The organism is Nocardia sp. NPDC004123, assembly GCF_053603795.1.
The window spans coordinates 276,141-300,500 of the sequence record NZ_JBSGGG010000008.1 but is presented as its reverse complement, the minus strand read 5'-3'; the positions used below and the strand labels follow the sequence as shown (position 1 = coordinate 300,500).

Sequence of the window (24,360 nt, the reverse complement as noted above, 5' to 3'; positions counted from 1 at the left end):
GTCGGTGAGGCCGCGGTCTACTTCCAGGTTTCCACCGGTCGTATGCCCGCCGCCCGCAACGAGGCGCAGATCCAGCGCAGGAAATGGTGTGTGCGCCAAGGCATGCCGGTGGGTCAGGCCGGAGTGAGGGCAGGGCGATTACGCAGGATTGCCGCGACGGCCAGCACTGACAGCGCCAGTAGGGTCAGCGCGAAGGTCGTCGCGCCGGTCGAAAGGCCGACGAGGTCGCTCAGGTACCCGGCGCTGACGGGCAGCAGACCGGCGGGGATGTAGCCGCCGATATTGAACGCCGCGTTGGCTTCTGCCAATCGAGCGGCCGGGACGGCGTGGTTGAGCAGGGACAACCCACCCAGCTGGCCCAGGCCCTGGCCCGCCCCGGCGAGCAGCGCCGAGGCGATCAGGAAGGTCGGCGACTGGGTGTGGACGGCGATCGCGAGGGTGAGCATCGCGAGGGCGGTCGCGGTCGCGGAGATCGCCATCGTCGCCGGGCGCGGCAGGGATCGGGCGGCGAACTGGACGGCGGTGGCGGTGAAGAACATCGCGAAGGCCATGGCGCCGGCGACGATTCGGCTCGTCGTGCCGAGCAGGCCGGACAGCAGGGCCGGGCCGAGAGACAGCACGAAGGAGGTGGCCGTGATTCCGGGCGCGAACACCGCGATGCCGAGGAAGAGCTGGCGGCGGTTCGCGTGGGGCACCCGGGGTACCCGGATCCATGAGCCCGCATCCCGGTGCGCCGGACGGCCGACGGGCATCCGCAACACCGTCACGAAAGCGGTTGCCAGCAGCGCGATCTCGACCAGGAAGACGGTGACGGTCGGGGCCGGGACGGTTTCGGACAGGACGCCGGACAGCAGCGGGCCGACGCCCGCGCCCAGCACCATCGCCGTCGAGGCGAAGAGCGCGCCCAGGTGCTTGCGCTCAGGTCCGGCGACATCGGTCACGGCTGCCATGCCCGCCGATACCGCAGCGCCCACCGCGATACCGGTCAGCAGGCGAGCGATCATCAGCGCGATCACACTCGGCGCGGTGGCGAAGATCAGACATGCGGCCGCCGCGAGGATCAGCGCCGGGATCAGCACGGCTTTGCGGCCGAGCCGGTCCGAGGCGACGCCGGACACCAGCAGCGATCCGAGCAGACCGACGATGTAGAAGGCGAAGACCACGGTCATCGTGCCCTTGGAGAACCCGAAGTCGCGCTGCCACAGCACATACAGCGGCGTCGCCGCGTTCGAGAGCACGAAGACCGCGGTCACCGGCCACGCCGCGAGCCAGATCCACCACGTCGGGGCGACGCGAGCTGCGATTCCGAGATCGATCGGCTCCGCGGTCTGTGCCGGGCGAGATTGTGTCGCAACCACTTCCACTACCTCCACTCAAAGTTCGAATCGACTCGAACTAGTACGAACGAAGTCGAACATAGCATGCTGTACGATGAAAGTCGTACAAGCGTCGACAGTGAGGAGTTCATCGATGCCGGCCAAGCAGCGCCCCGCGCCGAAGTTCACGCTCCCCGCGGAACCGGCCGTCGTGCCGGATCCGTTGCCGGAACCCGGACTCGACGAACTGCGACTCGAGACCGTGATGGGCGCGCTGAGCGACCCACTACGGCTGCACATCGTCCAAAAACTGCTGCTCGAATCCGAGGCCTACGACCACTCCTGCGGCTGGTTCGGCATCGACCGCCCGAAATCGTCACTGACACACCACTTCAAGGCGCTCCGCGAAGCTGGTGTGACCCGCCAGCGTCAATACGGCCTCGAACGCCGCAGCCAGGTCCGCATCGACGACCTCGAAGCCCGCTTCCCCGGCCTGCTCGAGCTCGTCGCCGCCTGGGAGCCCGCGGACTGACGCCCGCTAGGCTGCGCCCATGCAGACGGAGCGGGAGCAGCGGCTGATCGACACGGTGGCCTGGGTGCGAATCGAGGACGGTCGCATCCTGTGCGCGCGGCCGTGCGGCAAGGACGTCTTCTATATCCCCGGCGGCAAACGCGAGGGCGCGGAAACCGATCTGCAAACCCTCGTCCGCGAGATCCGCGAGGAGCTCACGGTCGAACTCGCGCCGGACACCGTCGCTCACGTCGGCACCTACGAGGCCCTGATTCCCGACGCCGTCGTGCGCATGGCCTGCTACACCGCCGAGTATTCCGGCACCCTCGCGGCCAGCAGCGAGATCGACGAGATCGCCTGGTTCACCTACGCCGATCGGCCGCACGTCCCGCCCGTGGACCAGCTCCTTTTCGACGATCTGCACGCCGACGGCCTGCTCGCACACGGCTGACCACTCCCGGCAACTAGAACATGTTGTTGACAGTGACCTACGGGCAGGCATCGAGAGACTGGTCCGAATGTAGAACATGTTCTAGTGTGGTGGGCACAACATTTCCAGTGCCGGAAAGTTCAGAGGAGCCCACCACACCATGCGTACCGAGATCTGTGATCGCCTCGGCATCGACGTACCCATCTTCGCCTTCACCCATTGCCGGGACGTGGCCGCCGCGGTCAGCAATGCGGGCGGTCTGGGTGTGCTCGGCGCGGTCGGGTTCACCGCCGAACAGCTCGAGGTCGAGCTGCAGTGGCTCGACGAGCACGTGCAGGGCGTCTACGGCGTGGACCTGGTCATCCCCTCCAAATACGAGGGCAAGGGCGTCGAAGGCCTGAGCCCCGAGGAGCTGGAAGCCCAACTGGCCAAGCTGGTTCCGCAGGAGCACCGCGACTTCGCCGAGAAGATCCTCAACGACCACGGCGTGCCGCACCTGCCGCCGGAGGAGCGCCACAACCAGCTGCTGGGCTGGACCGCCACCACGGTCGCCCCGCAGATCGAGGTGATCCTGAAGCACCCCAAGGCCAAGCTGGTCGCCAACGCGCTGGGCACCCCGCCCGATGACGTGATCAAGCAGATCCAGGACTCCGGCCGCCTCATCGGCGCGCTGTGCGGTTCGGTCAAGCACGCGCTCAACCACAAGAACGCCGGTCTGGACTTCGTGGTCATGCAGGGCACCGAGGGCGGCGGCCACTGCGGTGAGATCGCCTCCATGGTGCTGTGGCCGCAGGTCATCGACGCCATCGGCGACATGCCGGCGCTCGCGGCCGGTGGTATCGGCAATGGCCGCCAGGTCGCGGCCGCCCTCGCCATGGGCGCGGCGGGCGCGTGGACCGGCTCGCTGTGGCTGACGGTGGAGGAGGCCAATGTGCCGCCCGCCCAGATGCAGACCTACATCGACGCCACCAGCCTCGACACCGTGCGCTCGCGGTCGTGGACCGGCAAGCCCTGCCGCATGCTCAAGAACGACTGGACCGAGGCGTGGGAGCGTCCCGACACCCCGAACCCGCTGGGCATGCCGCTGCAGATGATGGTCGCCCTCGACGGCGTCAAGCGCGGCCACCGGTACCCGGAGCAGGCCAAGGACGTGAACTTCAACCCGGTCGGCCAGGTCGTCGGCATGATGAACAAGATGGAGCGCTCCGCCGACGTGGTGCAGCGGCTCATCACCGAGTACCTGGAGTCCTGCGAGCGGCTGAACAAGCTCAACAACGCCTGATTCTCAGGACATCGACACCGCCTGATGCTCAGGCGATTCGGCGCGTCGGGTAGGGCTGCCCGGCGCGCCGACGCATCTCCGGCGGGCGCGGCACCAGGTCGCGGGCTGCCGGGGCGGACCATAAGCCGGCGCTAGGGTTGTCCCCATGGGGAAGGTCGAGCGGGTGCTGCGGGCCGCGTACTACGCGCTGCTCTCGGTGCCGGTTGCCTTCGCGCCCACGGGGGTTCGGGCCCGGGTGGTGCGGCGAGTGTTCCGGGCGCCGTTCGAGCTGCGGGAACCGGGACCGTGGCGGACCGCCGGGCACACGGTGCTGGCGGTCGCGGTTGGACTGGTCGCCTGGTTCGCGGCGTTCCTGATGGTGCTGGCCGCGGTGCGCGGCATCTTCTATCCCCTGGTGGCGGCGCACGATTTCGAACATTCCTGGGGCGGTCCGACATTGGCCGGGGCGTGGGCGGTGCATTTCGCCGGCGGCGCGCTGCCGTTCCCCCTGTGGGTACTGCTCATCGCCGGGCTCGGAATGCTCGAACAGCGTCTCGCCCAGCGGTTGCTGGGCCGCAGCGGTCCGTGGTGGCCGGTACCGGTGGCCATCGCGCTGTGCGCGGGCGGCGCGGTGTTCTTCATAGCCTGGTGGCATCAGATCTAGCGCGACACGGCAACGCGCCGGAAGCCGAGCGGAAATCCCTGCACCGTCATTGTTTTCGATCTCACGGCGACTCAGTATGGAATTGCGGCGGGTGTGCCGCGAGTCCGGTTCCGGACGCCGATTCTCGGGGCGCGGTGTGACACCGGTCTCCGAAACCCTCGTGCGGCTTGCCGTTTCGGGTCGCTGATTGCCAAGGTTTGCGGGATATGTTGCACACGAAGCCGTCATGTCTGTCGAAGCCCCTGTCCCCGGCCGCCGCGGGCGGTGATGCGCGGTGACATGGTCGAAGATCCGTTCCTCCCCCACCCTGCGCCGCGTCTTGAAAGCGGCGGTGTCGCTGCTGTTCGTGATCGTGCTGGCCATCGTGGCCGCCGTCCTCGAAAAGCATGTCGGCACGGATAAATCGGACGCGAGCGGCCCGCCGATACCGGATCGCGGCGCTCAACCGGCGGGATCGGCCAAGGAGATCAGCAGTCTGCTGGGCAAACTGAAGGTGGCCGACGAACTGCCGATGACCGGTTACTCCCGCGACCGATTCCCGCACTGGGACACCGACAAGCCCGAACACGGATTCGGTGACGCCTTCGCGCAATACAGTCGCTGCACCACCCGTGACGTGGTGCTACTACGTGACGCCACCGGGCCGGTGAAGCTGGATCCGAGCAGCTGCAAACTGAGCGTCGGCACCAATGGTGGCTGGCGCGACCAGTACGGGGTCATGGACAAGAAGACCAACGCCCTCAAGCCCTACAAGTGGACCACCGATTCGTCGGCCCTGGACATCGACCACATCGTGGCGCTGGCCGAGGCGTGGCGTTCGGGCGCTGCGAACCTCGACGACGACACCCGGCGCCATATCGCCAATGACGCGCTGAACCTGGTGATTTCCGATCCCACCGCCAACCGCTCCAAGGGCGACCAGGATCCGTCCAGTTATCTGCCGCCCGGGACCTTCCGGTGCGCCTATATCGGGCACTACATCCAGGTGAAAGTAAAGTACGGATTGAACGTCGATGCCAAGGAGCAGACCGCACTGCAGACCGCGGTGAAGGACTGTGTCAGCAAGGGAGAGTTCACATAGTCGCCGTCGTCGAAATCCGCAGCGAGGCAGCCGTCATGACCCGGGAAGAGGGAACGGTCTCCGGGGATCTCGATGTGACGCTGGATTATTCGGGTCACGGGCTGGTGCGCTATCGCGGCACCGCCACCTGGTACACCATCGGCAATCTGGAGGACGAGGAACCACGCAGCTGGACCAGCGTGCAGGACCTGGCCACCGCCATCGAGAACGAGAGCGGTGGCCGCGACGCCGCCGGCAACGTGCTGCCGTTCGAGGCGTGAACGCTAGTCGCGCACGGCTTTCAGGGCCTCTGCCCGCGTTTTGACGGCGTCGGTCATGCCCTCGAACCCGGTGGTCAGCGCGCCGCCCAGCAGGCCGGCGACCACCGGGGCCAGCGGCCCGTTGAGTTGGAAGTGCGAGAAGTAGCGGGTGCGGCCGTCCTCGAGCGGGGTCAGGGTGTGCGAGCGCTCGCTGCTGAGCAGGCCCAGCAGCGCGGGCTTCATGTTGTAGCTGAATTCCTTACCCGGTGTGTGGGAACGGATGAACTCGCGCTGCTGCTTGGGTTTCGGCCCGACCAGCCGCACCTTCATATCGATCGGCGACCCCGGTTCGAGGGTGGTCTTGCACTCCAGGCAGAAGGGATTCCATTCCCCGTACTTGTCCACGTCGGTGAGCACCTGCCAGACCAGCTCGGCGGGCGCGTCGATCTCCACGCTTTTGTCGATGACGAAGGCCATAGGGGAACAATACTGAAACCAGTTCTAGAAGGTGGGGCGGGCCGCCACTCCGCGGAGGGACAGTACCGTCGAACCATGACCCTCGCCGACCGCTACCCCCTCCTCCACACCCCCGCCCGGTGGGAATGGGGCGGCCTCGACGTCCAGTTCTCCACCGACCTCCCACCCGACCACCTGGTCACCAACATCCACGTCGTCTGCTTCCTCGGCGACCGTATCGTCCTCTGCCGCGACGACCGGAACCGCTGGATCCTCCCCGGTGGCACCCGCGAAGCCGGAGAATCCATCGAGTCCTGCGTAATCCGCGAACTTGCCGAGGAAGCCGGCGCCGAACTGTCCGGCCCCCTGCACCACTTCGGCGCCCACTACGCCACCACCGACCGCCCCGCCCCCTACCGCCCTTGGCAACCCCACCCCCACAAAGCCTGGCTCTGGTGCACCGCCGACGTCACCCTCACCGGCGACCCCACCAACCCCGATGACGCAGAACAAATCCTGGAAGTCCGCGCCTTCCCCCTCGCCGAGGCCATCCACCGGGCAGCCACCGACGGCTCCCACGTCCCCGAACTACTCGAACTCGCCGCCGAACTTCACCCACGCTGACCCCCGAGAACCGCAGTGCGCCTCAGCCATCCAATCGACTGAATGGAACGACTGCTGAATAAGGGCTCTCCAGCAGCAACGCGTCTTCGTGGGTTTCGGCAAGCCGGTAGGTCCGCGCGGCCCAATCGAGCCGGTACTCCTGGATCATCTTCACATAGAGACTCGAGTCCAGATAGACGATCAGATAGACCGGAATCCCCTCGTATGCGTATTCGGCAAGCTTGTCGACCGTGTCCGTGTATCCGGAACCGGGCGATACGACTTCGACGACCAGCAAGGCATCGGCGGTGGTGAGTTTGGTGCCGCGTTCGACACAGCGGTAGACCGTCGCATCGGGGCGACGGAACGAGAAGGCGCCGTCGCGCCGCTTCCTCCGGGTGAAGTGGATGTCTACATCGGTCGACACCCGCATACAGGGGTCGTCGGGCTTCGCCGCTTCGAGATGATTGGCGAGCCGCCGAGCGACATCACTATGTTCCGCGCTGCCGCTTTGGCAGCGGATGACATTCCCGTCGATGACTTCGATCAGCTTGCGCAGGGCATCCGGGAGCTCGTCGTACTGCTCCTCGGTGAGCTCCAGCGCCCCGGGATCGTCGGCCCACACAGGCAGTTCGGTCACTGGCAACCTCACTCGAAACGGGACGTCAGGGCAAGGTCATGGTACGCGCCGAGTGCCGGAACCCTGGGGATGCTCGGATTCCATCCCCGGCGGATGACTGCAGGGGCGGTCGTGATGGTTACGGACACAGGGCGTCGCTGAGTAGGCCGGTGATGTCCGGGTCGGTGCCCGGGGAGTCGTTCATCGCGATGGTCACCGCGCGGCCCTCTCGGGTGGCGCCGGAAATGGTGAGGTAGCCGGCGATCTCGCCGACGTGGCCGAAGTAGTGTGCGCCGCAGGGAAGTTGGATCGCGCCGATGCCGAGGCCGTAGTCGAGGGCGCTGTCGGGGGAACGGGGTGGGGTTGTCAGCATGTCGTGCAGCTGCCCGTCGGCGACGATCTTTCCGGCGAGCAGGGCCATGAAGAAGTGGTTCAGGTCGTTGCCAGTGGAGATCAGTCCGCCTGCCGACCACCCCACCGACGGCTCGGAGCGGGTGACGTCGGTCGGGACGCCGCCGACGAGGGTGTAGCCCTGCGGGTGTGGGCCGCGGAAGCCGGTCTCGCCCGGAGCGGGCAGGTAGGTGTCGGCGAGCTGATTCGGCGTCGTGATCCGGCCGGTGAGTTCCTCGGAATACGTTCTGCCCGTGACCTTTTCGACCAGCATGCCCGCGACGATGAAATTGGTATTGGTGTACTTGAACCGCTCCCCGGGCGCGAACTGCGCGGGCCGGCGCAGCGCGATCGCGATCTCCTCGGCGGGAGTGAAGGTGCGGCCCGCGGCCGCGGCGCGCACCTCGTCGAGTTCGGGGTCGTCGGAGAGTTCCGGCAGTCCGCTGCGGTGCTGGAGGATCTGGCGCACCGTGATCACGCGCCCGTCCACGCCATTGCCCCTGAGGAGGCCGGGTAGATAGGTGTCGACGGGTTCGTCGAGCCGCACCTTCCCTTCCGACACCAATTGCATGATGAGTGCCGCCGCAAAGGTTTTGGAGATGCTGCCGACCCGCACCTGCTGCGGCGGGGCCATCGGAATCGGCGCCCGGGTGGTACGGTCCCCGACCCCGGCGGTGAGGGTGATGGTCTGCCCGTTCTCGGTGAGGGTCGCGATCACCCCGGTGGTCCCGGCCCGCACCAGCCCGTCGATGTCGTCGCGAATCCGCTCGACCCGCTTGGGCGACACCGCCATCGGGGTGGTGGAGACCGGCTGCGGCGCCGAGGTGGCCATACTCCCGCATCCCGCGGCCCCCACCAGCGCCAGCGCTGTCACCGTCAGTCCGATTCGCATATCTCGACGGTAGGGACGGCCGCGGAGCGGGACATCCGGACAACCCCTGAGTCGGTCCCTGAGAATCTACCCGGATACCGGTGCGGCCTTCGGCATTCGCGCTGCCAGGCCCAGCACGCCCGCGGCCACCGAAGCGCCGGCGATCACATACCAGCCGTGCTGGAAGGCGTCGAGGGTCGCCTGCGCGCCGGCCGGTGTACCCAGCACCGCCACCAGGACGGCCACACCCACGGCCATTCCGAGCTGTCGCGCCATGCTCAGCACCGCCGACCCGGTCGCGAACTGCTGCGGCGGCAGCCCCGCGGTCCCCGCCGCCACACTGGTCGGCATGGTCAGGCCGACACCCAGACCGGTCACCAGCATGCCGCCGAGCAGCCCGGCCGGATAGTCCGGCCGCAGCGTGATCGCCTGCGCCCACCAGACGATTCCAGCCGCGAACGCCACCCCGCCGAGCGCGAGCACCGGCCCGACACCGATCCGGGCGATGAGCCGGCCCGCCGACACCGCCACCAGGGGCACGATCAGCGGCCCGGGCGCGATCCCCAGCCCGGTCTGCAAGGCAGACCACCCCCACACGTTCTGCATCCACAGCACCGCCGACAGCAGCATCCCGGCGAACGCGATATTGAACAGCAGTGAATTGCCGAGCATGAGAGCGAAATTCGGCACGCGCAGCAGTCCCGGATCGACGACGGGACTGTGATGGCGACGCGACGACACCACGAACACCACCGCGAACACGGCGGTCGCCGCGAACGCGCCGATGACGCCGGGCGATCCCCACCCCCAGTCCTCGCCCTTGACGACGGCCAGAATCAGCGACGCCACCGACCCGATCAACATGAGCGCGCCGACCCCGTCCGGCATCGATCCGCCAGTGCCGTTCGCTCGCGGCAACAGCCGCGCCCCCAGCACCAGCGCGATGATCCCCAGTGGCACGTTCACCAGAAACACCCAGCGCCAATGCAGTTCGACCAGCAGTCCGCCGATCACCGGCCCCAGCGCCGCACCCAGACCGCCGAACGCCACCCACAGCCGCACCGCCGTCGCCCGTCGCTCGGCCGGTGTCGCGGCCAGCAGCAGGCCCAGCGAGGACGGCGTCAGCAACGCCGCGCCCGCCGCCTGCAGGACCCGGAAGGCCACCAGCGCACCGGTATTCCACGCCACCGCGCACAGCGCCGACCCCAGCACGAAGACGCCCAGCCCGGTCAGGAACGCGGTCTTGTTCCCGTTCCGGTCACCCAGCCGCCCGGCGGGAACCAGCAGTGCCGCGAACACGATCGAATACGCGTTGAGCACCCACGACAGTCCCGCGATCCGGGCTCCCGAGAAATCCTCCGCGATCCGCGGCAGCGCCACATTGACGATGAACAGGTCCAGGCTGGACAGCAGCACCGCCACCGCGACGATCCCGAGCACCACCCGTGGATCGACGGCCCGGCGTTCCTCCTGTGCGACAACGGTGCTCATCGTTCTCCCCCATACGTCCGGCCGTAGGCCCGAGTGAGTTTCTTCATGAGACGGACCATAGGCGAGTGAGTCTCTTGAAGCAACCGACTATGCTGGGGTCATGCGGCGAACCAGCTTCGAGGACATGAACTGCTCCATCGCCCAGTGCCTGGAGGTGGTGGGCGAATGGTGGACCCTGCTCATCGTCCGTGACGCCCTCTTCGGCATCACCCGCTTCGACGACTTCCGCTCCCGCCTGGGCATCGCCCGCAATGTGCTCACCCAGCGCCTGGAACACCTTGTCGCCCAAGGCATCCTGGACAAAACCCCCTACCAGGACAACCCGGTCCGCTACGACTACCTGCTCACCGACAAGGGCCGCTCCCTCTGGACGATCCTGGCCGCCATGCGCCAATGGGGCGACGAATGGGCCGCCCCCGCCGGCCCCCCGATCGAATCCGTCCACAAGGCCTGCGGCCACATCATGACCGTCCAGCCCGTCTGCTCGGAATGCGGCGACCACCTGACCGTCAGGGACCTCCGCCCCCAACTGGGCCCAGGCGCTCAGGACCCGTCCCTCCTGCCCAGCAGCAACTGACGGACAAATCCCACTCGACAGCAGAGAGGGCGTGAATCCTTCGGGCCACCTTGTGGTGTCCTCGTACATCGTGTCGCCGACCGCATGCTGCCGGTCACGATTGGCGGCGAGTAGGTCCGCGACATCAGGTGCGATGCGAAACGCAGGTGCTCCGGGCCGCTCCAAAGCGTAAAATTCCGCATCATGTGTGGGCCGAAGGGGCTCGTGCACACCGGATTCGGGGGGATCTCGCGATGTCGGACCTGCGTGGAGCGCGAAGGACCTGGCGTTTTCTGGTCGCGTTGGCCATCACGGGTGGGTTGTGCCTTGCCAGTTTGGTCAGCTACATCGTCAACTTCGACCATATGGAGCATTGGAGCCAGCTGTTCGCGGTGCTGACAGTGGCATCTGCGGCTCTGTTCTGGTTTGCGGGGTGGGTCCCGCTGCCGTCACGGGACCGGCGGTGACCGGGAATCTGCGTCAGGCAGCGCGGACTGTTGTGACGGGTTGGCCGGTGGCCTTGGCGATGCGGGGTAGTTCGGCGGTGAGCTGGGCGGTGGGGATGGGTGCGCCGTCGAACATGGAGACGGTCAGGTCGCCCTTGTTCAGGTCCCAGGTTCCGGTGATCCGGCCGCCGGTCAGGACGAGTGGGGAAATCCAGCCTGCGGTGCGGCTGACCTTGGCGCGGTGGTCGCCGGGGAGGAGGACGGTGTCGCCGGTGCCGGGGCCCAGGACGTACTGGTCGAACTGGCCGAGGAGGTGGACAGCGGAAGTTGGTTTGGTCCTGGCGAGTTCGTCCAGGTGAGCTGTGAGGAAGTAGCCGGGGCGGCCCTCGACGTCGATCTCCGTCAGCTCGTTGCCGAGGTCCGAAAACCAGCGGCGCACAGTCGGTTTGCTCAGGAAGCCGCGAGTCAGCCAGGTATTGAAGATCTCCGGGGTGGCGGGGCCGTAGGCGCCGAGGTAGGCACGGATGATGGTGGGCGCGGCGGCATCCGGGTCGGGGATGCCGGACCAGCCGGGGATGACGTGCGCGGGATTGGTGAAGGTGACCGACGTGCCACGGGACGGGCCGTGGCACAGCGCGCCCTGCCAGGCCAGGGGCTTGAGCATCGAACCCCACCCGGAGCGCAGATGGCCCTCCAGCGGCTGGAATCGCCGCTCGGCGATCAGCTCCGCGACCAGTTCGTCGCGAGTCAGCACACGCCCGTCGAGAATGTCACCGACCGCCTTGACCAGCGCCGCCACATCATCCGGTGTCGCCCCGGAAGCCCTTGTCCACGCAGGTTTCTCCCACGTGCGTGCCGAGGCCATGAGCGATAACGCAGCGGCCCCCTGCTCCGGCGTCAGCGCGTGCAGCGTGCCACGCATCGCCCACGTCTTCATCAGCGCGCCCGCCCCCAGCGCCGTCACCACCGCACCAGGCTCACCTGCCGAACGCCGCAGCGCCACAGCGGTTTCCGCCGCCGACGTCAGCTGCGCCTGCACCCCGCACAGCCGCTCGACCACAGCCACGGCATCGCTGTTCGTCCGCGGATTCACGAACTGCCGCTGGACCCGCCAGCTCAACACCTGATCCCACGAAACCTGCACAACGCCTCCGCCTATCCCACGCGCTGCCCGCGCAACCGACGCCAGCCTACGGCCGGTCCCCGACAGTGCCGGCGATTTCCCGTGCCCGGGAAGCCATCCGGCGTGCAGCGCGCAGGCACCCGATGCGCTGTCGGGGCGGCGGCGAAAGGGTCGCTTCGCCGAGGCCTCCGGGCCGACGAGGGCGGCAGCCCTGTCGGCCTCGGCCCGCTCGCTGCCGAGCGTGCCCGTGATGTGAGGCGCGAACTCAGAGGCGTTCGATGATGGTGGCGTTGGCCAGGCCGCCCGCCTCGCACATGGTCATGAGACCGTAGCGGCCGCCGGTCTGTTCGAGGTGGTTGAGCATGGTGGTGAGGATGCGGGTGCCCGAGGCGCCGAGCGGGTGCCCCAGGGCGATGGCGCCGCCGCGCGGGTTGAGCTTGGCCGGGTCGGCGCCGAGCTCGTGTGCCCAGACCAGCGGCACGGGCGCGAACGCCTCGTTCACCTCGTAGACGTCGATGTCGTTGATGGACAGTCCCGCTCGCGCCAGCACCTTACGGGTGGCCGGAATGACGGCGGTGAGCATGAGCAGCGGGTCGTCACCGGTGACCGCGAAGGAGTGGAAGCGGGCGCGCGGCTTCAGGCCGAGCTGGGCGGCCTTCTCCTCACTCATGATGAGCGCCGCCGACGCGCCATCGGTGAGGGGCGAGGAGTTGCCGGGGGTGATGGACCATTCGATTTCCGGGAACCGGGCCTTGAATTCGGCGTCCACGAAGGCGGGCTTCAGCCCGGCCAAGCCCTCGACGGTAGTGCTGGGGCGGATGGTCTCGTCGGCCGTGAGCGATCCCGCCGGGACCAGCTCGTTGTCGAAGCCTCCGGACGCCGCGGTGGCGGCGGCCAATTGGTGCGAGCGCGCCGCGAATTCGTCGAGCGCGGTCCGGTCGAACTTCCAGCGCGCGGAGATCACCTCGGCGGAAATGCCCTGCTGCACAAGCCCGTCCGGGTACCGGTGCGCGATCGGCCCGCGATTGGCGTCGCGGCCCTGGGCGTTGGAGAACATCGGCACCCGCGACATGGATTCCACGCCGCAGGCGATGGCGATGTCGTAGGCCCCCGCGATGACACCCTGCGCCGCGAAATGGGCGGCTTGCTGTGAGGATCCGCACTGCCGGTCCACCGTCGTGGCGGGCACCGCTTCCGGGAAGCCGGCCGCCAGCACCGCGGTGCGGGAGATATTGAAGGCCTGCTCGCCACTCTGGGTGACGCAACCACCGATCACATCATCGACCAGCGCGGGATCGATCCCGGTGCGCTCGACCAGGCTTTCCAGCACGCCCGACAGCAGTGTCGCCGGATGCACTTCCGACAGGCCGCCACCGGTTTTACCCTTCCCGGAGGGGGTGCGGACAGCGTCGACGATGACGGCGGAGGTCATGACTTCTCCTTGTTCCCACTGGACATCCCAGTTGCGAATTCCGGTTAACATACGCACTGTACCGCACCGGCAGCGCGGCGTCACCGGCGCGAATTTTCCCCTCCGGGCCGACATCCTGCGGATTGCTAGCCTGTTGCTGTGGCTGCGACCGGCAAGCAACCTCAGAAGCCCTTCTGGGATCTCGAGATGCGGCTGTCCGCGGTGCTGTCAACGCTGGCAGGATTCATCGGCGCGGCCGCGTACGCCCACTCGGAGGGCTATTTCGTCACCTTCATGACCGGCAATACGGAACGCTCGGTTCTCGGCAACTTCACCGGCGACCCGACCCTGGCCGGCGGCGCGGCCGCGATCATCGCCTGCTTCCTGGCCGGCGTCTTCATTGCCTCGATCTGCCGCCGCTACTGGTGGACCAACCATCCGCACGGCGCGACCATGCTCACCACCGGTGCGCTGCTGCTCGCGGCCATCGTGGACGCCGTGCTCGGCGAGCGTGGCATCGGCCTGATCCCGATCCTGTTCGTCGCCTTCGGCATGGGCGCGCTGAACACCTCCTTCGTCAAGAACGGCGAGGTCTCCATTCCGGTCAGCTACGTCACCGGTACCCTGGTCAAACTCGCGCAGGGCATCGAGCGACACGTCTTCGGTGGCGGCACCGCCCGTGACTGGCTCGGCTATGCGACGCAATATGTTTCGTTCAGCCTGGGCGCGCTCATCGGTGGCCTGGTGTCGCTGGTGGTGAACGGTTCCTCCATGCTCAATGCCGCGGTCGTCGGTTCGCTGCTGGTCGCCGGATACACCTGGCGGGCCGACATTCGCTGGGTGCGGCGCATCGCGCGCCTGAGTGCCGACGACGATTGAGTCATGTCACAGCCGCGCAACACTTGGCTAATTGATCGCAAACGGCCCGAACTGGTCATATTCTGCTGAACATGACAACCAGCAAAGAGGGAGTTTACGAAGGGCCGGTCCATGCACTGGCCCGCAGCGCGTGGCAGTCGATCCTGGTCACCGGCCTTCTCTCGGTGGTGCTGGGCATCCTGGTGCTGGTGTGGCCCGGACCCACCCTGGTCGTCGCCGGTGTCCTGTTCGGCATCTACCTGCTCGTATCCGGTGTTTTCCAGCTGATCGCGGCCTTCGGAATGCACATCAGCACCTGGATGCGGGTGCTGTCCTTCATCACCGCCATCCTGTCGTTCATTCTGGGCTTCTTCTGCTTCCGCAACGAGTTCCAGGCCATCGGCCTGCTGGCGCTGTGGATCGGCATCACCTGGATCTTCCGCGGCACCGCGGTGCTGGTGGCCGCGATGTCCGATGCCGCCGTCCCGGGCCGGGGCTGGCAGGTCCTGTTCGGCATCCTGCTCATCGTCGGTGGTGGTCTGCTGATCGTGGAGCCGTTCCGCTCGATCACGGCCCTGGTCGTGGTGGTCGGCTGCTGGCTGATCGCCATCGGCGTCTTCGAGGTGGTCTCGGCCTTCCTGGTGAAGAGCCGCGCCAAGGATGTGCCCACGGCCGTCTGACCGCTTCGATGCGCGTAACCCACGGCGGTCGCCCTTCCTGGGCGGCCGCCGTTTCTCGTGCGGCACAACCCGGATCAGCGCAGCCGCTTGGGCCGCTTGTCCATCAGCCGCAGGATCAGCGGCGTGAAGATGAGCTGCATCGCCAGGTCCATCTTCCCGCCCGGCACCACGATGCTGTTGGGCCGCGACATGAACGAATCGTGCAGCATGGACAGCAGATACGGAAAGTCGATGACCTTCGGATCGGCGAAGCGGATCACCACGAAACTCTCGTCCGCGGTCGGAATGGTCCGGGCGGTGAAGGGATTCGAGGTATCCACCGTGGGCACCCGCTGGAAGTTCACATAGGTCCGCGAGAACTGCGGGCAGATGTGCTTCACGTAGTCGGGCATGCGCCGCAGAATGGTGTCGATGATGGCCTCGCTGGAGTAGCCGCGTTCGGTCTTGTCGCGGTGCACCTTCTGAATCCACTCCAGGTTGATGATGGGAACCACGCCCACCAGCAGATCGGCATAGCGGGCCACGTCGACGCCGTCGCCGACCGCCGCCCCGTGCAGGCCCTCGTAGAACAGCAGATCGCTGCCCGGCGACAGCTCCTCCCACGGCGTGAACGTGCCCGCCGGCTGCCCGAAGGGTTTGGCTTCGTCGTCATCGTGCAGGTAGCGCCGCACCGCACCAACCCCGGTCTCCCCGTACTCGCGGAACAGTGACTCCAGTTCGGTGAGCAGGTTCGCCTCCGGCCCGAAATGGGAGAAGGTCAGGTTGCGATGCTGTTCGGCCTCTGCCATGGCCAGCTTCATCTCGTTGCGGTCGTAGCGATGGAACGAATCCCCCTCCACGATCGCCGCGCTGATTCCCTCGCGGCGGAATATCTCCTGGAAGGTTCGCGTGACACTGGTCGTCCCCGCACCGGACGACCCGGTGATCGCGACCACGGGATGTTTGACCGACATGGCACCTCCTCGATTGCCGGACAACAGCTTTCACACACCCGGCCGCTCAGTGCCGGGACGCACGGAACAGAGAGCGGGAACCGAAGAGCGAGGCGTCGAAACTGGGCCCCTCCTCCGGTTCGCGGTGATAGCGCTCGATCCGTTCGACCTCGTTGCGGGAGCCGAAGATGAACGGGATCCGCTGGTGCAGCTCCTCGGGCCGCACATCCAGCACCCGCTCGTGCCCGGTGCTGGCCGCACCCCCGGCCTGTTCGACGATGAAGGCGATCGGATTGGCCCCGTACAGCAGCGAAACCCGGCCCGGGCGTTCGGGATTGCGGGTATCGCGCGGATACATGTAGAGCCCGCCGCGGGTCAGGATGTGAAAGGTGTCGGCCACCAGCGAGGCGACCCAGCGCATATTGAAATCCCGTCCGCGCGGGCCGTCCACGCCTTCGAGGCATTCGTGAACATAGCGGCGGACGGGGCGTTCCCAGAACCGCTCATTGGCGGCATTGATGGCGAAACCGGAAGTGTCGTCGGGGATTCGCATGCGTGGATGGGTGAGTACGAACGCGCCCACCTCGCGATCCAGCGTGAACCCGTCCACCCCGTTGCCGGTGGTGAGCACCAGCATGGTCGCGGGCCCGTACAGCGTGAAGCCGGCGCACACCTGCTGGACGCCGGGCTGGAGGAAGTCGGCGCCGGCGGCCTCGCGCCCGTCCTCCGGAGCGCGCAGCACGCTGAAGATCGTTCCCACCGGCAGATTCACGTCGATATTGCTGGATCCGTCCAGCGGATCGAAGGCCAGCAGATACTTCCCGCGCCGATACTCGGTCGGCACCTGATGGCATTCGCGCATCTGCTCGGACACCAGCGCCGCCAGCGGTCCGGTCCACTGGCTCTCGGCCACCATGATGTCGTTGGCGATCGCGTCCATCTTCCGGTGCACGGTGACCGGCAGATTCTCGGCATCGGACGCGCCCAGGGAGCCGACGATCGCTCCCCGGGTCACTTGATTCCCGATGATCTTGGTTGCGGTGGCGAGCACGTTCAGCAGCGCCGAGAACTCCCCGGACGATCCGGGATGCCGGTGCTCCTGCTCGATGGTGTAGCGGGTGAGGGTCTTCAATCCTTCGGGCACAATCGCTCTCAATTCGTCATGGAGGGGCCCCCTCGTCGGCGAGGGCGTCCGCGAACACACTGCTGCCGAGGACATCGCTGTCCGTCAGGGTGATCAGATCCGTGCGACCGACCGGCCGGTGCAGTTCGACCAGGCGTTTGGCCTGCCGCAGCCGGCAGCGCTCGAGGGCATTGCGCACGCTGCGGGCATTGGCGAAGCGGGGGCGGGCCATGCGCAGCTTCAGATAGCGCGAGAAGGCCTGTGCGGCTTCCGGATCGAAGCGGAAGTTCTCCTGGCGCACCATGAGTTCGGCGATGGCCATGAGCTCGTCGTGGGTGTAGTCGGGGAACTCGATGTGGTGGGCCACCCGGGAGGACAGGCCGGGATTGGCGGAGAAGAAGGTCTCCATGCGGTCCGGATAGCCGGCGAAGATGACCACCAGGCTGGTGCGCTCGTTCTCCATCTCCTGCAGCAGGATCTCGATCACCTCCTGCCCGTAGTCACGCTCGTTCTCGGGACGGAACAGGTAGTAGGCCTCGTCGATGAACAGCACTCCCCCGGCGGCCTTGGCGAGGGCCTCCTTGGTCTTGGGCGCGGTGTGACCGATGAACTGGCCGACCAGATCATCACGGGTGACGGTGTGCACCTTGGGTTTCCGGATGTACCCGAGGGCGTGCAGCATCTCGGCCATGCGCAGGGCGACCGTGGTCTTCCCGGTGCCGGGCCCGCCGGTGAAGCTCATGTGCATGGTCGGGCGGGTAGCCTGGAGCCCGAAACGCTGACGGGCGCGATCGATGAGCAGCAATGCGGCGATTTCCCGCACGCGGCGTTTGACGTTCGCCAGACCCACCAGTTCCGCGTCGAGGCGGGCGAGAGTGTCCTCGACGTCTTTGCCCGCGACATCCGTCGACAGATCCAGCAGGGCGTCCTCGGCCAGCATCTCCGGTGGGCCGGCAGCGGGGCGGTGCAGGTGGCCGGCCGCCGAATCCTCCGGTCGGGGAGGACCATCGGCGGCCGTACCACGCACCGGTGCGGGGCTCGTGACCCCGGGCCGGTGCATCTGGAACCCGCCCGCCGGGCGGCCGGCTGCAGGCTGCCGGCCGCCCGGTACCGCGGGGCGTTCCGCGCTCACGATATCCTCCCGTTCCGAAAGCTGTTCAGCCGCCATACCTTTGGCCCGGACGGTCGTCGAGTGCGTAGGCATGGAAGCCGTAGTGCTGACGGCGATCGTCGGACTCGGTCCGGTCGAGGCGGAAACCGGGCTCGTGGGCCGGACGCTGCACGAGGAAACTCAGCGCCGTGGTCTGCCGGCCGTAGGAGGCGTCGTAGGCGTTCACGCGAATGTAGTGGCGCGGGAACGTGGCCCGGCAGGCGTTGATCTCGGCGAGCACCCCGTCGGGCTCGTCCAGATCGAACAGCGGCAGGCCCCACATCTCCCAGTAGTTGTTGCGCGGATGCGGATCGTCGGTGTATTCGATGGACACCGGCCAGTTGTTGAGCAGGGCGTAGCGGACCTGGGCGGCGATCTCGATGTCGTCGAGGTCCGGCAGGTGCGAGAAGGTGCCTTGGCGCAGATGCATGGGGATTCCTCGACTTTCAGCGGGAGGCCGTCGGGACGGCGTCGGGGGCGTCGGTGGAGGTGTAGTCGAAGGTGACATCACCCCAGGTGGCGAGCGCGACGTCGAGCGGGCGGCAGATCTCGGCGGCGCGGCGCAGCACGTCCGGGCCCTCCTTGAGCAGATCGCGACCCTCGTTGCGCGCCTTGACCACTGCTTCGAGGGCGACCCGGTTGGCTTCCGCGCCCGCGGCGATCCCCATCGGATGGCCGATGGTGCCGCCACCGAACTGCAGGATGGCGTCGTCGCCGAACAGGTCCAGCAGCTGGTGCATCTGGCCGGCGTGGATGCCGCCGGAGGCGACCGGCATGACGCCGGGCAGGCTGGCCCAGTCCTGGTCGAAGAAGATGCCGTTGACCGGGTTCATCGGAATGTGGTTGTCGCGCAACGTGTCATAGAAGCCCTTGACGGTGTGCGGATCACCTTCCAGCTTGCCGATGACCGTGCCCGCGTGCAGGTGATCCACGCCGATCAGCCGGCACCACTTCGCCAGGACCCGGAAGCTGACGCCGTGGGTCTTCTGCCGGGTGAAGGTGGAGTGCCCGGCCCGATGCAGGTGCAGCAGCATGCCATTGCGGCGCGCCCACTTCGACATGGACTGCATGGCGGTGTAGCCGACCGTCAGGTCCATCATGATGATGCAGCTGCCGAGCGATTTCGCGAATTCCGCGCGCTCGTACATGTCCTCCATCGTGGCGGCCGTGACATTGAGATAATGCCCCTTCATTTCTCCGGTTTCGGCGATGGCGCGGTTGACGCCCTCCATCGCGAACAGGTAGCGGTCGCGCCAGCGCATGAACGGCTGCGAGTTGATGTTCTCGTCGTCCTTGGTGAAATCGAGTCCGCCCCGGCATGCCTCGTACACCACGCGGCCGTAGTTGCGGGCCGACAGACCGAGTTTCGGTTTCACCGTGGCGCCCAGCAGTGGGCGGCCGTATTTGTTGAGATACTCCCGTTCCATAACGATTCCATGCGGCGGACCCTGAAAGGTCTTGACATACGCCACGGGAATACGCATATCTTCCAGCCGCAATGCCTGCAGCGGTTTGAAACCGAAGACATTGCCGATGACCGAGGAGGTGAGGTTCGTGATGGAACCCTCCTCGAAGAGATCGAGATCGTAGGCGACATAGGCGAAGTACTCGCCCTTGCGGCCCGGTACCTCGTCGACGCGGTAGCACTTGCCCTGGTAGCGCTCGTGCGCGGTGAGCCGATCGGTCCAGACCACCGTCCAGGTGGCCGTGGATGATTCACCCGCCACCGCCGCGGACGCCTCCACCGGATCGACGCCCTGCTGGGGCGTCACCCGGAAGACCGCCAGGACATCGGTGTCCTTGGGCTGATAGTCGGGAGCGTAGTATCCCATCGACGCGTACGACTGCACACCCGGATCCCACCGGCTGCGCTGATCATCGACAGATCCGGCCATCATTCCTCCTGCGAACCGGGTTGGGCGACTTGTGATTCCCAGGATGACCGGGCCGTTAACGACAAACAATTCGATTGTTTCTGTTCTCGCTCAACCTTTTCGTCGAGTTTGCTACCGTTGAGTATGGGTACGGTGAGCGCGGTGCGCATGGAAACCTTTCTCGCCGTTGCCAAGCACTCCAGCATTCGCCGCGCGGCCGTGCAGTTGCACATCACCGAAGCGGCGGCCTCCGCGGCCGTAGCACACATCGAGAAACAACTCGGCGCGAAACTCGTCGCCAAATCCGGGCGGGGTATCACGCTCACCGAGGCCGGGCGGGTCTACGCCGACTACTGCCGCAGCATCCTCGGCTTGATGAAGGAGGCGCACGCCGCCGTCCGGGAAGCCGAGACCGGCCGGTTGCGTATCGGCGTGGTGGCGACCGCCGGCGAATACGTGCTGCTCCGGCTGCTCGCGTCCTTCCGCATCCGGTACCCCGACATCGAACTGGGCCTGTCCATCCAGCCCCGCGACGTGCTGTACCTCGAATTGACCCACCACGAAACCGATCTCGTGATCGCCGGCCGCCCACCCCGCGACGCCGGACTGGTCACCCGCGCCCGCCGCCCCTGCCAGCTGGTCGTGGTCGGCGCACCCGACGCCTGGCCCGACCCCTGCGAGGCCACCTGGCTCCTGCGCGGCAAAGGCTCCGGTACCCGCGACACCACCCTCGCCCTCTTCGACCGCCTCCAAATCCGCCCGCCCACACTGACTCTCGGCACCCACGGCACCGCGCTGGCCGCCGCCCGCGAGGGCCTGGGCATCACCCTCATCCACTCCGACGCCGTCGCCACCGACCTGGCAGCCGGACTGCTCGAAGTCATCGCGGTCGAGGGCACTCCCCTCAACCGCCCGTGGCACGTCGTCACCACCCGCACCCCCGCCCCCGCCGCCCGCCTGTTCCTCTCCCACATCACCGATCCGGACAGGGTCGGCGACAAGGCGTTTCGCGGAGTCTGATCCGCAGTTTCGCGAATGGGGATCTCACCGATCTGCAGGAAGCTCAATCAAGGGCCACGCGGGCTTCGTTGGAACTTCGACGACTACGGCAAGCTCGGCCCATTGCCTGGGATACGAATTGGCCAGAGTGCGCGCACTCGGTGGCTGGTCCAGGCAATGATGTTGCCCGCCAAGAGAATTCAGCCAGTGAACGGTTGGCCGCAACTGGTAGTCGGCGCAGTTCCGGAGTCGGTTACGACATGCCGGTGTGGTGCGCTGACCTGCGACTCGCATGCGATGCAACTATTTCGCATCTGGTGTGACCAGCGGAGGGGGTTTCTGTGGGATTTGACGGTGGTGGAGCGCCGGAAGTGAAACCAGACGGTTGAAGACGGAACCTCATCGTCTTCCGGGACGCAGGCCCTGTTCGCTCATAGTCAACTGGCGGCATTCGGCTCCCGCTGTCCGCAGACGGGATCCATCACACGTCCCAACGCCTCCAGATCGGCCTCGATCGCCCGGAACAACACATAGACGACGATGAACGCAATGATCGCGCCGATGCACAGTACCCGCACCGCCACGAGCATCAACGAAATGGCGTCCGGCGGCAGCAAGGTCACCCCAGCAATCGCGAGCAACGGCACCGACGCCGCTACCGCGAGATAGACGGTGCAGCGCCGACCGAGTCTGCGCAGGTGCAGCGTATCGACCGTCGTGATGTCGCCGTGCGGGAGGAACATCGGATAGATACAGCGCACCATGTAGAACGTCACCAGGATGGACGGGTAGGCCACCGCGATTGCGCCGCAGACCAGCGCCCCGCCCAGGAAGTGCAGCGCCGCATCTCCGGTGAGTTCTTTTGTCATGAGGTGCATCACGATCGGAAAGATGATCGCCGCCAGGCTCCACAGCGAAAGCGGCACCAGCACAGCACGATCGCCCAACCGCACGGCGTCTGATCGAGCCCGGGCCAGCACCCGCGGGTCGTATTCCCGACCCTGGCGTAGCCCGCGCGAGACGATGAGCAGACACCGCGACATATAAAGCACCAACGCAATGCCCAACGGGAATAACACCGCGTTCACCAGGGCTACGGCGATCCACCACTCGCGCTGCGCTGAAAGGCTCAGCCGGTCGATGATCAGCGTCTTATTGTGCTCGATGTTGTACGCCGCAGCGAGCGCGTTCGGAGTGAGTATGGCCAGCACCACCATTGGCACCAGCCACGGCCGAAGTCGCAGCCGCCAGCTGGATGGCGGCGGGTCGACCAGGTCGCGGGCGCGCTCGTCGAGGCACACTTGCAGTTGCTGGGCCAGTTCCGCGCCGTCGGCCCACCGCTTGTCACGCTCGGACACCAGGCACATCAGCAACACCCGGCGCAATGCCGCCGGGCAGTCGGGCGGAATCCGTTCGAGCGCACCCGGATCCACCCCGGCCCGACGGCGCTTCAACATGGCCGCCAGCGTGGTGGCGTCGCTGGATTCACCCGCAGTAGTGTCATCGAACGGCTTGGCGCCGGTGAGTAACTCCCACAGCACAACGCCGAGCGAATAGATGTCCGCGCGGGTGTCGAGATCGTCGGCGGACCGGTCGTAGCCGGGGTGACAGGCCTCCAGCTGTTCCGGCGACATGTACGACAGCGATCCGCCGAAATAGGAGACCGGGTTGGCTTCGTCGAGGTCGCGGCTGAAACTGACGTTGAAATCGGCGAGCTTCGGCACGGCCTCGGCGGTGAGCAGCACATTGGCCGGTTTGACGTCGCGGTGCAGCACGCCATGCGCGTCCGCGTAGGCCAGCGCCTCGGCGAGCCGGCGCCCCAGCCAGGCGACGGTCTCCGGCCATGAAAGCGTCGCGATCTGAGCGCGCACGCTGGAATCGGTCGGCCGGATCTCGCCCTTCTCCGCCATCGCGGCGTCGACCGCGTCCAGCAGCAGATGTCCAGTGCGCAGTTGCGGTGCGGTGGCCCGCACCCTGCGCAACACGCTCAGCAGGGTGCCGCCGGGCAGGAATTGCATGTACAGCATCCGCAGCCGATGCCCATCGGGTGCGATGTCCAGACCCGGATGGTCCAGCAGCCGCTGATCGAAGACGCGCACGATGTAGTCGTGGTCGAGCTGTGCCAGCGTTTGCGGTTCGGTGCCGTGGTCGGCGGAGATCTTCACTGCCACCAGCCGCTGGAGCGACCGCTGCCGGGCCAGGAACACCCGTCCGAATGCACCGCTGCCCAGCACTGTCAGCAGGTCGAAATCGTCGATTCGATCGCCGACCACGATACGGTCCAGGTTGGCGGCCCGTGTCCCGGTGGTGTCCTGGGCGGCGCGGAGGTCGGTCGCCGTGCGGATCGCATTCTCCGACGAGGTGATCGAGTCGGCGGAGCTCGCGACGGTAAGCTCTATGCCGCCGCGCCGGGTCCCCTGATTCTCCTCTCCGGCGTTGAGCAGCTCGCGCAGCTGCGCCGCCTGCTCGGGATAGTCCCGCAGGTATTCGCCCGGATCCACCTGCTCACCACATTGGCGGCGGATCACGAACTCTTCGTACACCAGGCTGGCCGGAATTTGCTCCAATGTCAGTTCGGGAAATTCGGAGCAGTATTCGCGCAGCCGCTTGGGCCCGAGTGTGGCCGCGACGGGTTCGTGGGGCCGGCTCCCTGCCGATAAGCGCAGCCACCGATGCCGCAGGTCGATCCGGATCAGTTCGATCAGCGCACCCAGGTGTGCGTCCGGTAGATAGTCGGCGATGGCCGGCGGCTGGATATCGGTTTCCCACGCAGCGGCAAAAGCGGCCATGGCGCCGGATTCGATTCCGGCCGTTGGTCGCCCGAACCCCTTCCCCGAGTCTGAGCTGTAGCTCATATCTGCACCTATCGAGCCGGACCACACACTCGTCGGTCAGTGGATCAGGCGGACACGACAACCACCACACCCCACACCATCATCCCCCGAGAGATGCCGGGAACCATCAGTGGTGCACGTGAGTGGGCGTGGCTATGGCCTGGCCCCCCATCGGGTCCCCGGCTGCCACACCGGTCACAGCTACGTGGAGCAGCTACGCTGCAGGCCCTCGGCTGCGGTCCCCATCGGGCTGGACACCGCGAACCCGCGACAGTTGATTACGCAATCCCGCCAGTCTGCGACCCGACATCAACTCGTCCGGGAAGTCGGCGCACCCGTGTTGTGCATCGTCAGCCACAACGCCGGCGCTCGTGTTCCGGCAGCCGTAGAGCTGATCAGTGCAGATGCGCAATGACCAGTGGTCGACGCGGTCCGTCGGCAC

Annotated in this window: 25 protein-coding genes; 12 read left to right on the top strand and 13 right to left on the bottom strand. The window is 66.8% G+C overall.

All coding sequences use genetic code 11. The annotated features are described in order from the left end of the window. Positions 1-113: 113 nt before the first annotated feature. On the bottom strand, positions 114-1,358 hold the full coding sequence (locus ACWEQQ_RS14385; RefSeq protein ID WP_452348534.1) for an MFS transporter: 1,245 nt from the start codon (positions 1,356-1,358) through the stop codon (positions 114-116). A gap of 112 nt (positions 1,359-1,470) precedes the next feature. Between ACWEQQ_RS14385 and ACWEQQ_RS14380 the strand changes: the two genes are divergently transcribed. The 6 genes from ACWEQQ_RS14380 to ACWEQQ_RS14355 all read left to right on the top strand — a co-directional run bounded on the left by ACWEQQ_RS14380 (position 1,471) and on the right by ACWEQQ_RS14355 (position 5,523). Beyond that, positions 1,471-1,848, top strand: coding sequence for an ArsR/SmtB family transcription factor (locus tag ACWEQQ_RS14380; protein WP_452348533.1), 378 nt, complete (start codon positions 1,471-1,473; stop codon positions 1,846-1,848). A 19-nt stretch (positions 1,849-1,867) separates the two neighbouring features. Further along, positions 1,868-2,278 carry an NUDIX hydrolase gene (locus tag ACWEQQ_RS14375; protein ID WP_452344876.1) on the top strand — a complete coding sequence of 137 codons (411 nt, stop codon included), beginning with the start codon at positions 1,868-1,870 and terminating at the stop codon, positions 2,276-2,278. Positions 2,279-2,417: 139 nt separating this feature from the next. Next, positions 2,418-3,539: an NAD(P)H-dependent flavin oxidoreductase gene (locus tag ACWEQQ_RS14370; protein ID WP_452344877.1), complete on the top strand. Its 1,122-nt coding sequence runs from the start codon at positions 2,418-2,420 to the stop codon at positions 3,537-3,539. Positions 3,540-3,684: 145 nt separating this feature from the next. After that, complete coding sequence (locus ACWEQQ_RS14365; protein WP_452344878.1) at positions 3,685-4,182, top strand: hypothetical protein; 498 nt, start codon at positions 3,685-3,687, stop codon at positions 4,180-4,182. A 274-nt stretch (positions 4,183-4,456) separates the two neighbouring features. Then, the gene (locus ACWEQQ_RS14360; protein ID WP_452348532.1) at positions 4,457-5,263 is read left to right on the top strand and encodes an HNH endonuclease family protein; all 807 of its coding nucleotides are present in this window, start codon (positions 4,457-4,459) and stop codon (positions 5,261-5,263) included. 35 nt (positions 5,264-5,298) lie between these two features. After that, positions 5,299-5,523: a hypothetical protein gene (locus ACWEQQ_RS14355; protein WP_402775830.1), complete on the top strand. Its 225-nt coding sequence runs from the start codon at positions 5,299-5,301 to the stop codon at positions 5,521-5,523. 3 nt (positions 5,524-5,526) lie between these two features. Here ACWEQQ_RS14355 and ACWEQQ_RS14350 read toward each other — a convergent pair whose 3' ends face one another. Beyond that, entirely contained in the window at positions 5,527-5,979 is a 453-nt protein-coding gene (locus tag ACWEQQ_RS14350) for an SRPBCC family protein (protein WP_452348531.1), read from the bottom strand. 75 nt (positions 5,980-6,054) lie between these two features. Here ACWEQQ_RS14350 and ACWEQQ_RS14345 point away from each other — a divergent pair, with 75 nt between their 5' ends. Next, positions 6,055-6,582, top strand: coding sequence for an NUDIX domain-containing protein (locus ACWEQQ_RS14345; RefSeq protein WP_452344880.1), 528 nt, complete (start codon positions 6,055-6,057; stop codon positions 6,580-6,582). A gap of 22 nt (positions 6,583-6,604) precedes the next feature. Here the strand turns inward: ACWEQQ_RS14345 and ACWEQQ_RS14340 are convergent, their stop codons facing one another. From ACWEQQ_RS14340 to ACWEQQ_RS14330, 3 genes are all read right to left on the bottom strand, one after another. Then, positions 6,605-7,201, bottom strand: coding sequence for a Uma2 family endonuclease (locus tag ACWEQQ_RS14340; RefSeq protein WP_452348530.1), 597 nt, complete (start codon positions 7,199-7,201; stop codon positions 6,605-6,607). Between the two features lie 118 nt (positions 7,202-7,319). Further along, positions 7,320-8,462: a serine hydrolase domain-containing protein gene (locus ACWEQQ_RS14335; protein ID WP_452348529.1), complete on the bottom strand. Its 1,143-nt coding sequence runs from the start codon at positions 8,460-8,462 to the stop codon at positions 7,320-7,322. A gap of 66 nt (positions 8,463-8,528) precedes the next feature. Next, positions 8,529-9,932: an MFS transporter gene (locus ACWEQQ_RS14330; protein WP_452344883.1), complete on the bottom strand. Its 1,404-nt coding sequence runs from the start codon at positions 9,930-9,932 to the stop codon at positions 8,529-8,531. A gap of 100 nt (positions 9,933-10,032) precedes the next feature. On the opposite strand from ACWEQQ_RS14330, the gene ACWEQQ_RS14325 reads away from it, so the two are divergent. Both ACWEQQ_RS14325 and ACWEQQ_RS14320 read left to right on the top strand, forming a co-directional pair. After that, positions 10,033-10,509, top strand: a complete 477-nt coding sequence (locus ACWEQQ_RS14325) for a winged helix-turn-helix transcriptional regulator (RefSeq protein ID WP_452348528.1) — start codon at positions 10,033-10,035, stop codon at positions 10,507-10,509. Between the two features lie 233 nt (positions 10,510-10,742). Further along, the gene (locus ACWEQQ_RS14320) at positions 10,743-10,955 is read left to right on the top strand and encodes a hypothetical protein (protein WP_452344885.1); all 213 of its coding nucleotides are present in this window, start codon (positions 10,743-10,745) and stop codon (positions 10,953-10,955) included. Positions 10,956-10,968: 13 nt separating this feature from the next. Here ACWEQQ_RS14320 and ACWEQQ_RS14315 read toward each other — a convergent pair whose 3' ends face one another. Together ACWEQQ_RS14315 and ACWEQQ_RS14310 are read right to left on the bottom strand one after the other, a co-directional pair. Then, complete coding sequence (locus tag ACWEQQ_RS14315; protein WP_452348527.1) at positions 10,969-12,078, bottom strand: winged helix DNA-binding domain-containing protein; 1,110 nt, start codon at positions 12,076-12,078, stop codon at positions 10,969-10,971. A gap of 244 nt (positions 12,079-12,322) precedes the next feature. Next, entirely contained in the window at positions 12,323-13,489 is a 1,167-nt protein-coding gene (locus ACWEQQ_RS14310; protein WP_452348526.1) for a thiolase family protein, read from the bottom strand. A gap of 186 nt (positions 13,490-13,675) precedes the next feature. Between ACWEQQ_RS14310 and ACWEQQ_RS14305 the strand changes: the two genes are divergently transcribed. Both ACWEQQ_RS14305 and ACWEQQ_RS14300 read left to right on the top strand, forming a co-directional pair. Continuing rightward, positions 13,676-14,347, top strand: a complete 672-nt coding sequence (locus ACWEQQ_RS14305) for a YoaK family protein (RefSeq protein WP_452348546.1) — start codon at positions 13,676-13,678, stop codon at positions 14,345-14,347. Between the two features lie 71 nt (positions 14,348-14,418). Then, positions 14,419-15,006 carry an HdeD family acid-resistance protein gene (locus tag ACWEQQ_RS14300; RefSeq protein ID WP_452344888.1) on the top strand — a complete coding sequence of 196 codons (588 nt, stop codon included), beginning with the start codon at positions 14,419-14,421 and terminating at the stop codon, positions 15,004-15,006. Positions 15,007-15,080: 74 nt separating this feature from the next. Here the strand turns inward: ACWEQQ_RS14300 and ACWEQQ_RS14295 are convergent, their stop codons facing one another. The 5 genes from ACWEQQ_RS14295 to ACWEQQ_RS14275 are packed head-to-tail and all read right to left on the bottom strand — an operon-like array spanning position 15,081 to position 20,106. Then, complete coding sequence (locus ACWEQQ_RS14295; RefSeq protein WP_379381040.1) at positions 15,081-15,959, bottom strand: phosphoribulokinase; 879 nt, start codon at positions 15,957-15,959, stop codon at positions 15,081-15,083. Between the two features lie 46 nt (positions 15,960-16,005). Further along, entirely contained in the window at positions 16,006-17,082 is a 1,077-nt protein-coding gene (locus ACWEQQ_RS14290) for a class 1 fructose-bisphosphatase (RefSeq protein ID WP_452344889.1), read from the bottom strand. 16 nt (positions 17,083-17,098) lie between these two features. After that, positions 17,099-18,193, bottom strand: a complete 1,095-nt coding sequence (locus tag ACWEQQ_RS14285) for an AAA family ATPase (protein WP_452348525.1) — start codon at positions 18,191-18,193, stop codon at positions 17,099-17,101. A gap of 25 nt (positions 18,194-18,218) precedes the next feature. Next, positions 18,219-18,641, bottom strand: coding sequence for a ribulose bisphosphate carboxylase small subunit (locus ACWEQQ_RS14280; protein ID WP_452344891.1), 423 nt, complete (start codon positions 18,639-18,641; stop codon positions 18,219-18,221). Between the two features lie 16 nt (positions 18,642-18,657). After that, positions 18,658-20,106, bottom strand: a complete 1,449-nt coding sequence (locus ACWEQQ_RS14275) for a form I ribulose bisphosphate carboxylase large subunit (protein WP_364610746.1) — start codon at positions 20,104-20,106, stop codon at positions 18,658-18,660. Between the two features lie 123 nt (positions 20,107-20,229). Between ACWEQQ_RS14275 and ACWEQQ_RS14270 the strand changes: the two genes are divergently transcribed. Next, positions 20,230-21,105 carry a LysR family transcriptional regulator gene (locus ACWEQQ_RS14270; RefSeq protein ID WP_452348524.1) on the top strand — a complete coding sequence of 292 codons (876 nt, stop codon included), beginning with the start codon at positions 20,230-20,232 and terminating at the stop codon, positions 21,103-21,105. A 416-nt stretch (positions 21,106-21,521) separates the two neighbouring features. Here ACWEQQ_RS14270 and ACWEQQ_RS14265 read toward each other — a convergent pair whose 3' ends face one another. Beyond that, positions 21,522-23,939, bottom strand: coding sequence for a serine/threonine-protein kinase (locus tag ACWEQQ_RS14265; RefSeq protein WP_452348523.1), 2,418 nt, complete (start codon positions 23,937-23,939; stop codon positions 21,522-21,524). Between the last annotated feature and the right edge of the window lie 421 nt (positions 23,940-24,360).

Bases quoted from the DNA above. Each gene is read 5' to 3' on its own strand.
- ACWEQQ_RS14380 (WP_452348533.1), top strand. From the start codon at position 1,471: ATGCCGGCCAAGCAGCGCCCCGCGCCGAAGTTCACGCTCCCCGCGGAA.
- ACWEQQ_RS14375 (WP_452344876.1), top strand. From the start codon at position 1,868: ATGCAGACGGAGCGGGAGCAGCGGCTGATCGACACGGTGGCCTGGGTG.
- ACWEQQ_RS14370 (WP_452344877.1), top strand. From the start codon at position 2,418: ATGCGTACCGAGATCTGTGATCGCCTCGGCATCGACGTACCCATCTTC.
- ACWEQQ_RS14365 (WP_452344878.1), top strand. From the start codon at position 3,685: ATGGGGAAGGTCGAGCGGGTGCTGCGGGCCGCGTACTACGCGCTGCTC.
- ACWEQQ_RS14355 (WP_402775830.1), top strand. From the start codon at position 5,299: ATGACCCGGGAAGAGGGAACGGTCTCCGGGGATCTCGATGTGACGCTG.
- ACWEQQ_RS14350 (WP_452348531.1), bottom strand. From the start codon at position 5,979: ATGGCCTTCGTCATCGACAAAAGCGTGGAGATCGACGCGCCCGCCGAG.
- ACWEQQ_RS14345 (WP_452344880.1), top strand. From the start codon at position 6,055: ATGACCCTCGCCGACCGCTACCCCCTCCTCCACACCCCCGCCCGGTGG.
- ACWEQQ_RS14335 (WP_452348529.1), bottom strand. From the start codon at position 8,462: ATGCGAATCGGACTGACGGTGACAGCGCTGGCGCTGGTGGGGGCCGCG.
- ACWEQQ_RS14330 (WP_452344883.1), bottom strand. From the start codon at position 9,932: ATGAGCACCGTTGTCGCACAGGAGGAACGCCGGGCCGTCGATCCACGG.
- ACWEQQ_RS14325 (WP_452348528.1), top strand. From the start codon at position 10,033: ATGCGGCGAACCAGCTTCGAGGACATGAACTGCTCCATCGCCCAGTGC.
- ACWEQQ_RS14320 (WP_452344885.1), top strand. From the start codon at position 10,743: ATGTCGGACCTGCGTGGAGCGCGAAGGACCTGGCGTTTTCTGGTCGCG.
- ACWEQQ_RS14310 (WP_452348526.1), bottom strand. From the start codon at position 13,489: ATGACCTCCGCCGTCATCGTCGACGCTGTCCGCACCCCCTCCGGGAAG.
- ACWEQQ_RS14305 (WP_452348546.1), top strand. From the start codon at position 13,676: ATGCGGCTGTCCGCGGTGCTGTCAACGCTGGCAGGATTCATCGGCGCG.
- ACWEQQ_RS14300 (WP_452344888.1), top strand. From the start codon at position 14,419: ATGACAACCAGCAAAGAGGGAGTTTACGAAGGGCCGGTCCATGCACTG.
- ACWEQQ_RS14295 (WP_379381040.1), bottom strand. From the start codon at position 15,959: ATGTCGGTCAAACATCCCGTGGTCGCGATCACCGGGTCGTCCGGTGCG.
- ACWEQQ_RS14280 (WP_452344891.1), bottom strand. From the start codon at position 18,641: ATGCATCTGCGCCAAGGCACCTTCTCGCACCTGCCGGACCTCGACGAC.
- ACWEQQ_RS14275 (WP_364610746.1), bottom strand. From the start codon at position 20,106: ATGGCCGGATCTGTCGATGATCAGCGCAGCCGGTGGGATCCGGGTGTG.
- ACWEQQ_RS14270 (WP_452348524.1), top strand. From the start codon at position 20,230: ATGGGTACGGTGAGCGCGGTGCGCATGGAAACCTTTCTCGCCGTTGCC.
- ACWEQQ_RS14265 (WP_452348523.1), bottom strand. From the start codon at position 23,939: ATGAGCTACAGCTCAGACTCGGGGAAGGGGTTCGGGCGACCAACGGCC.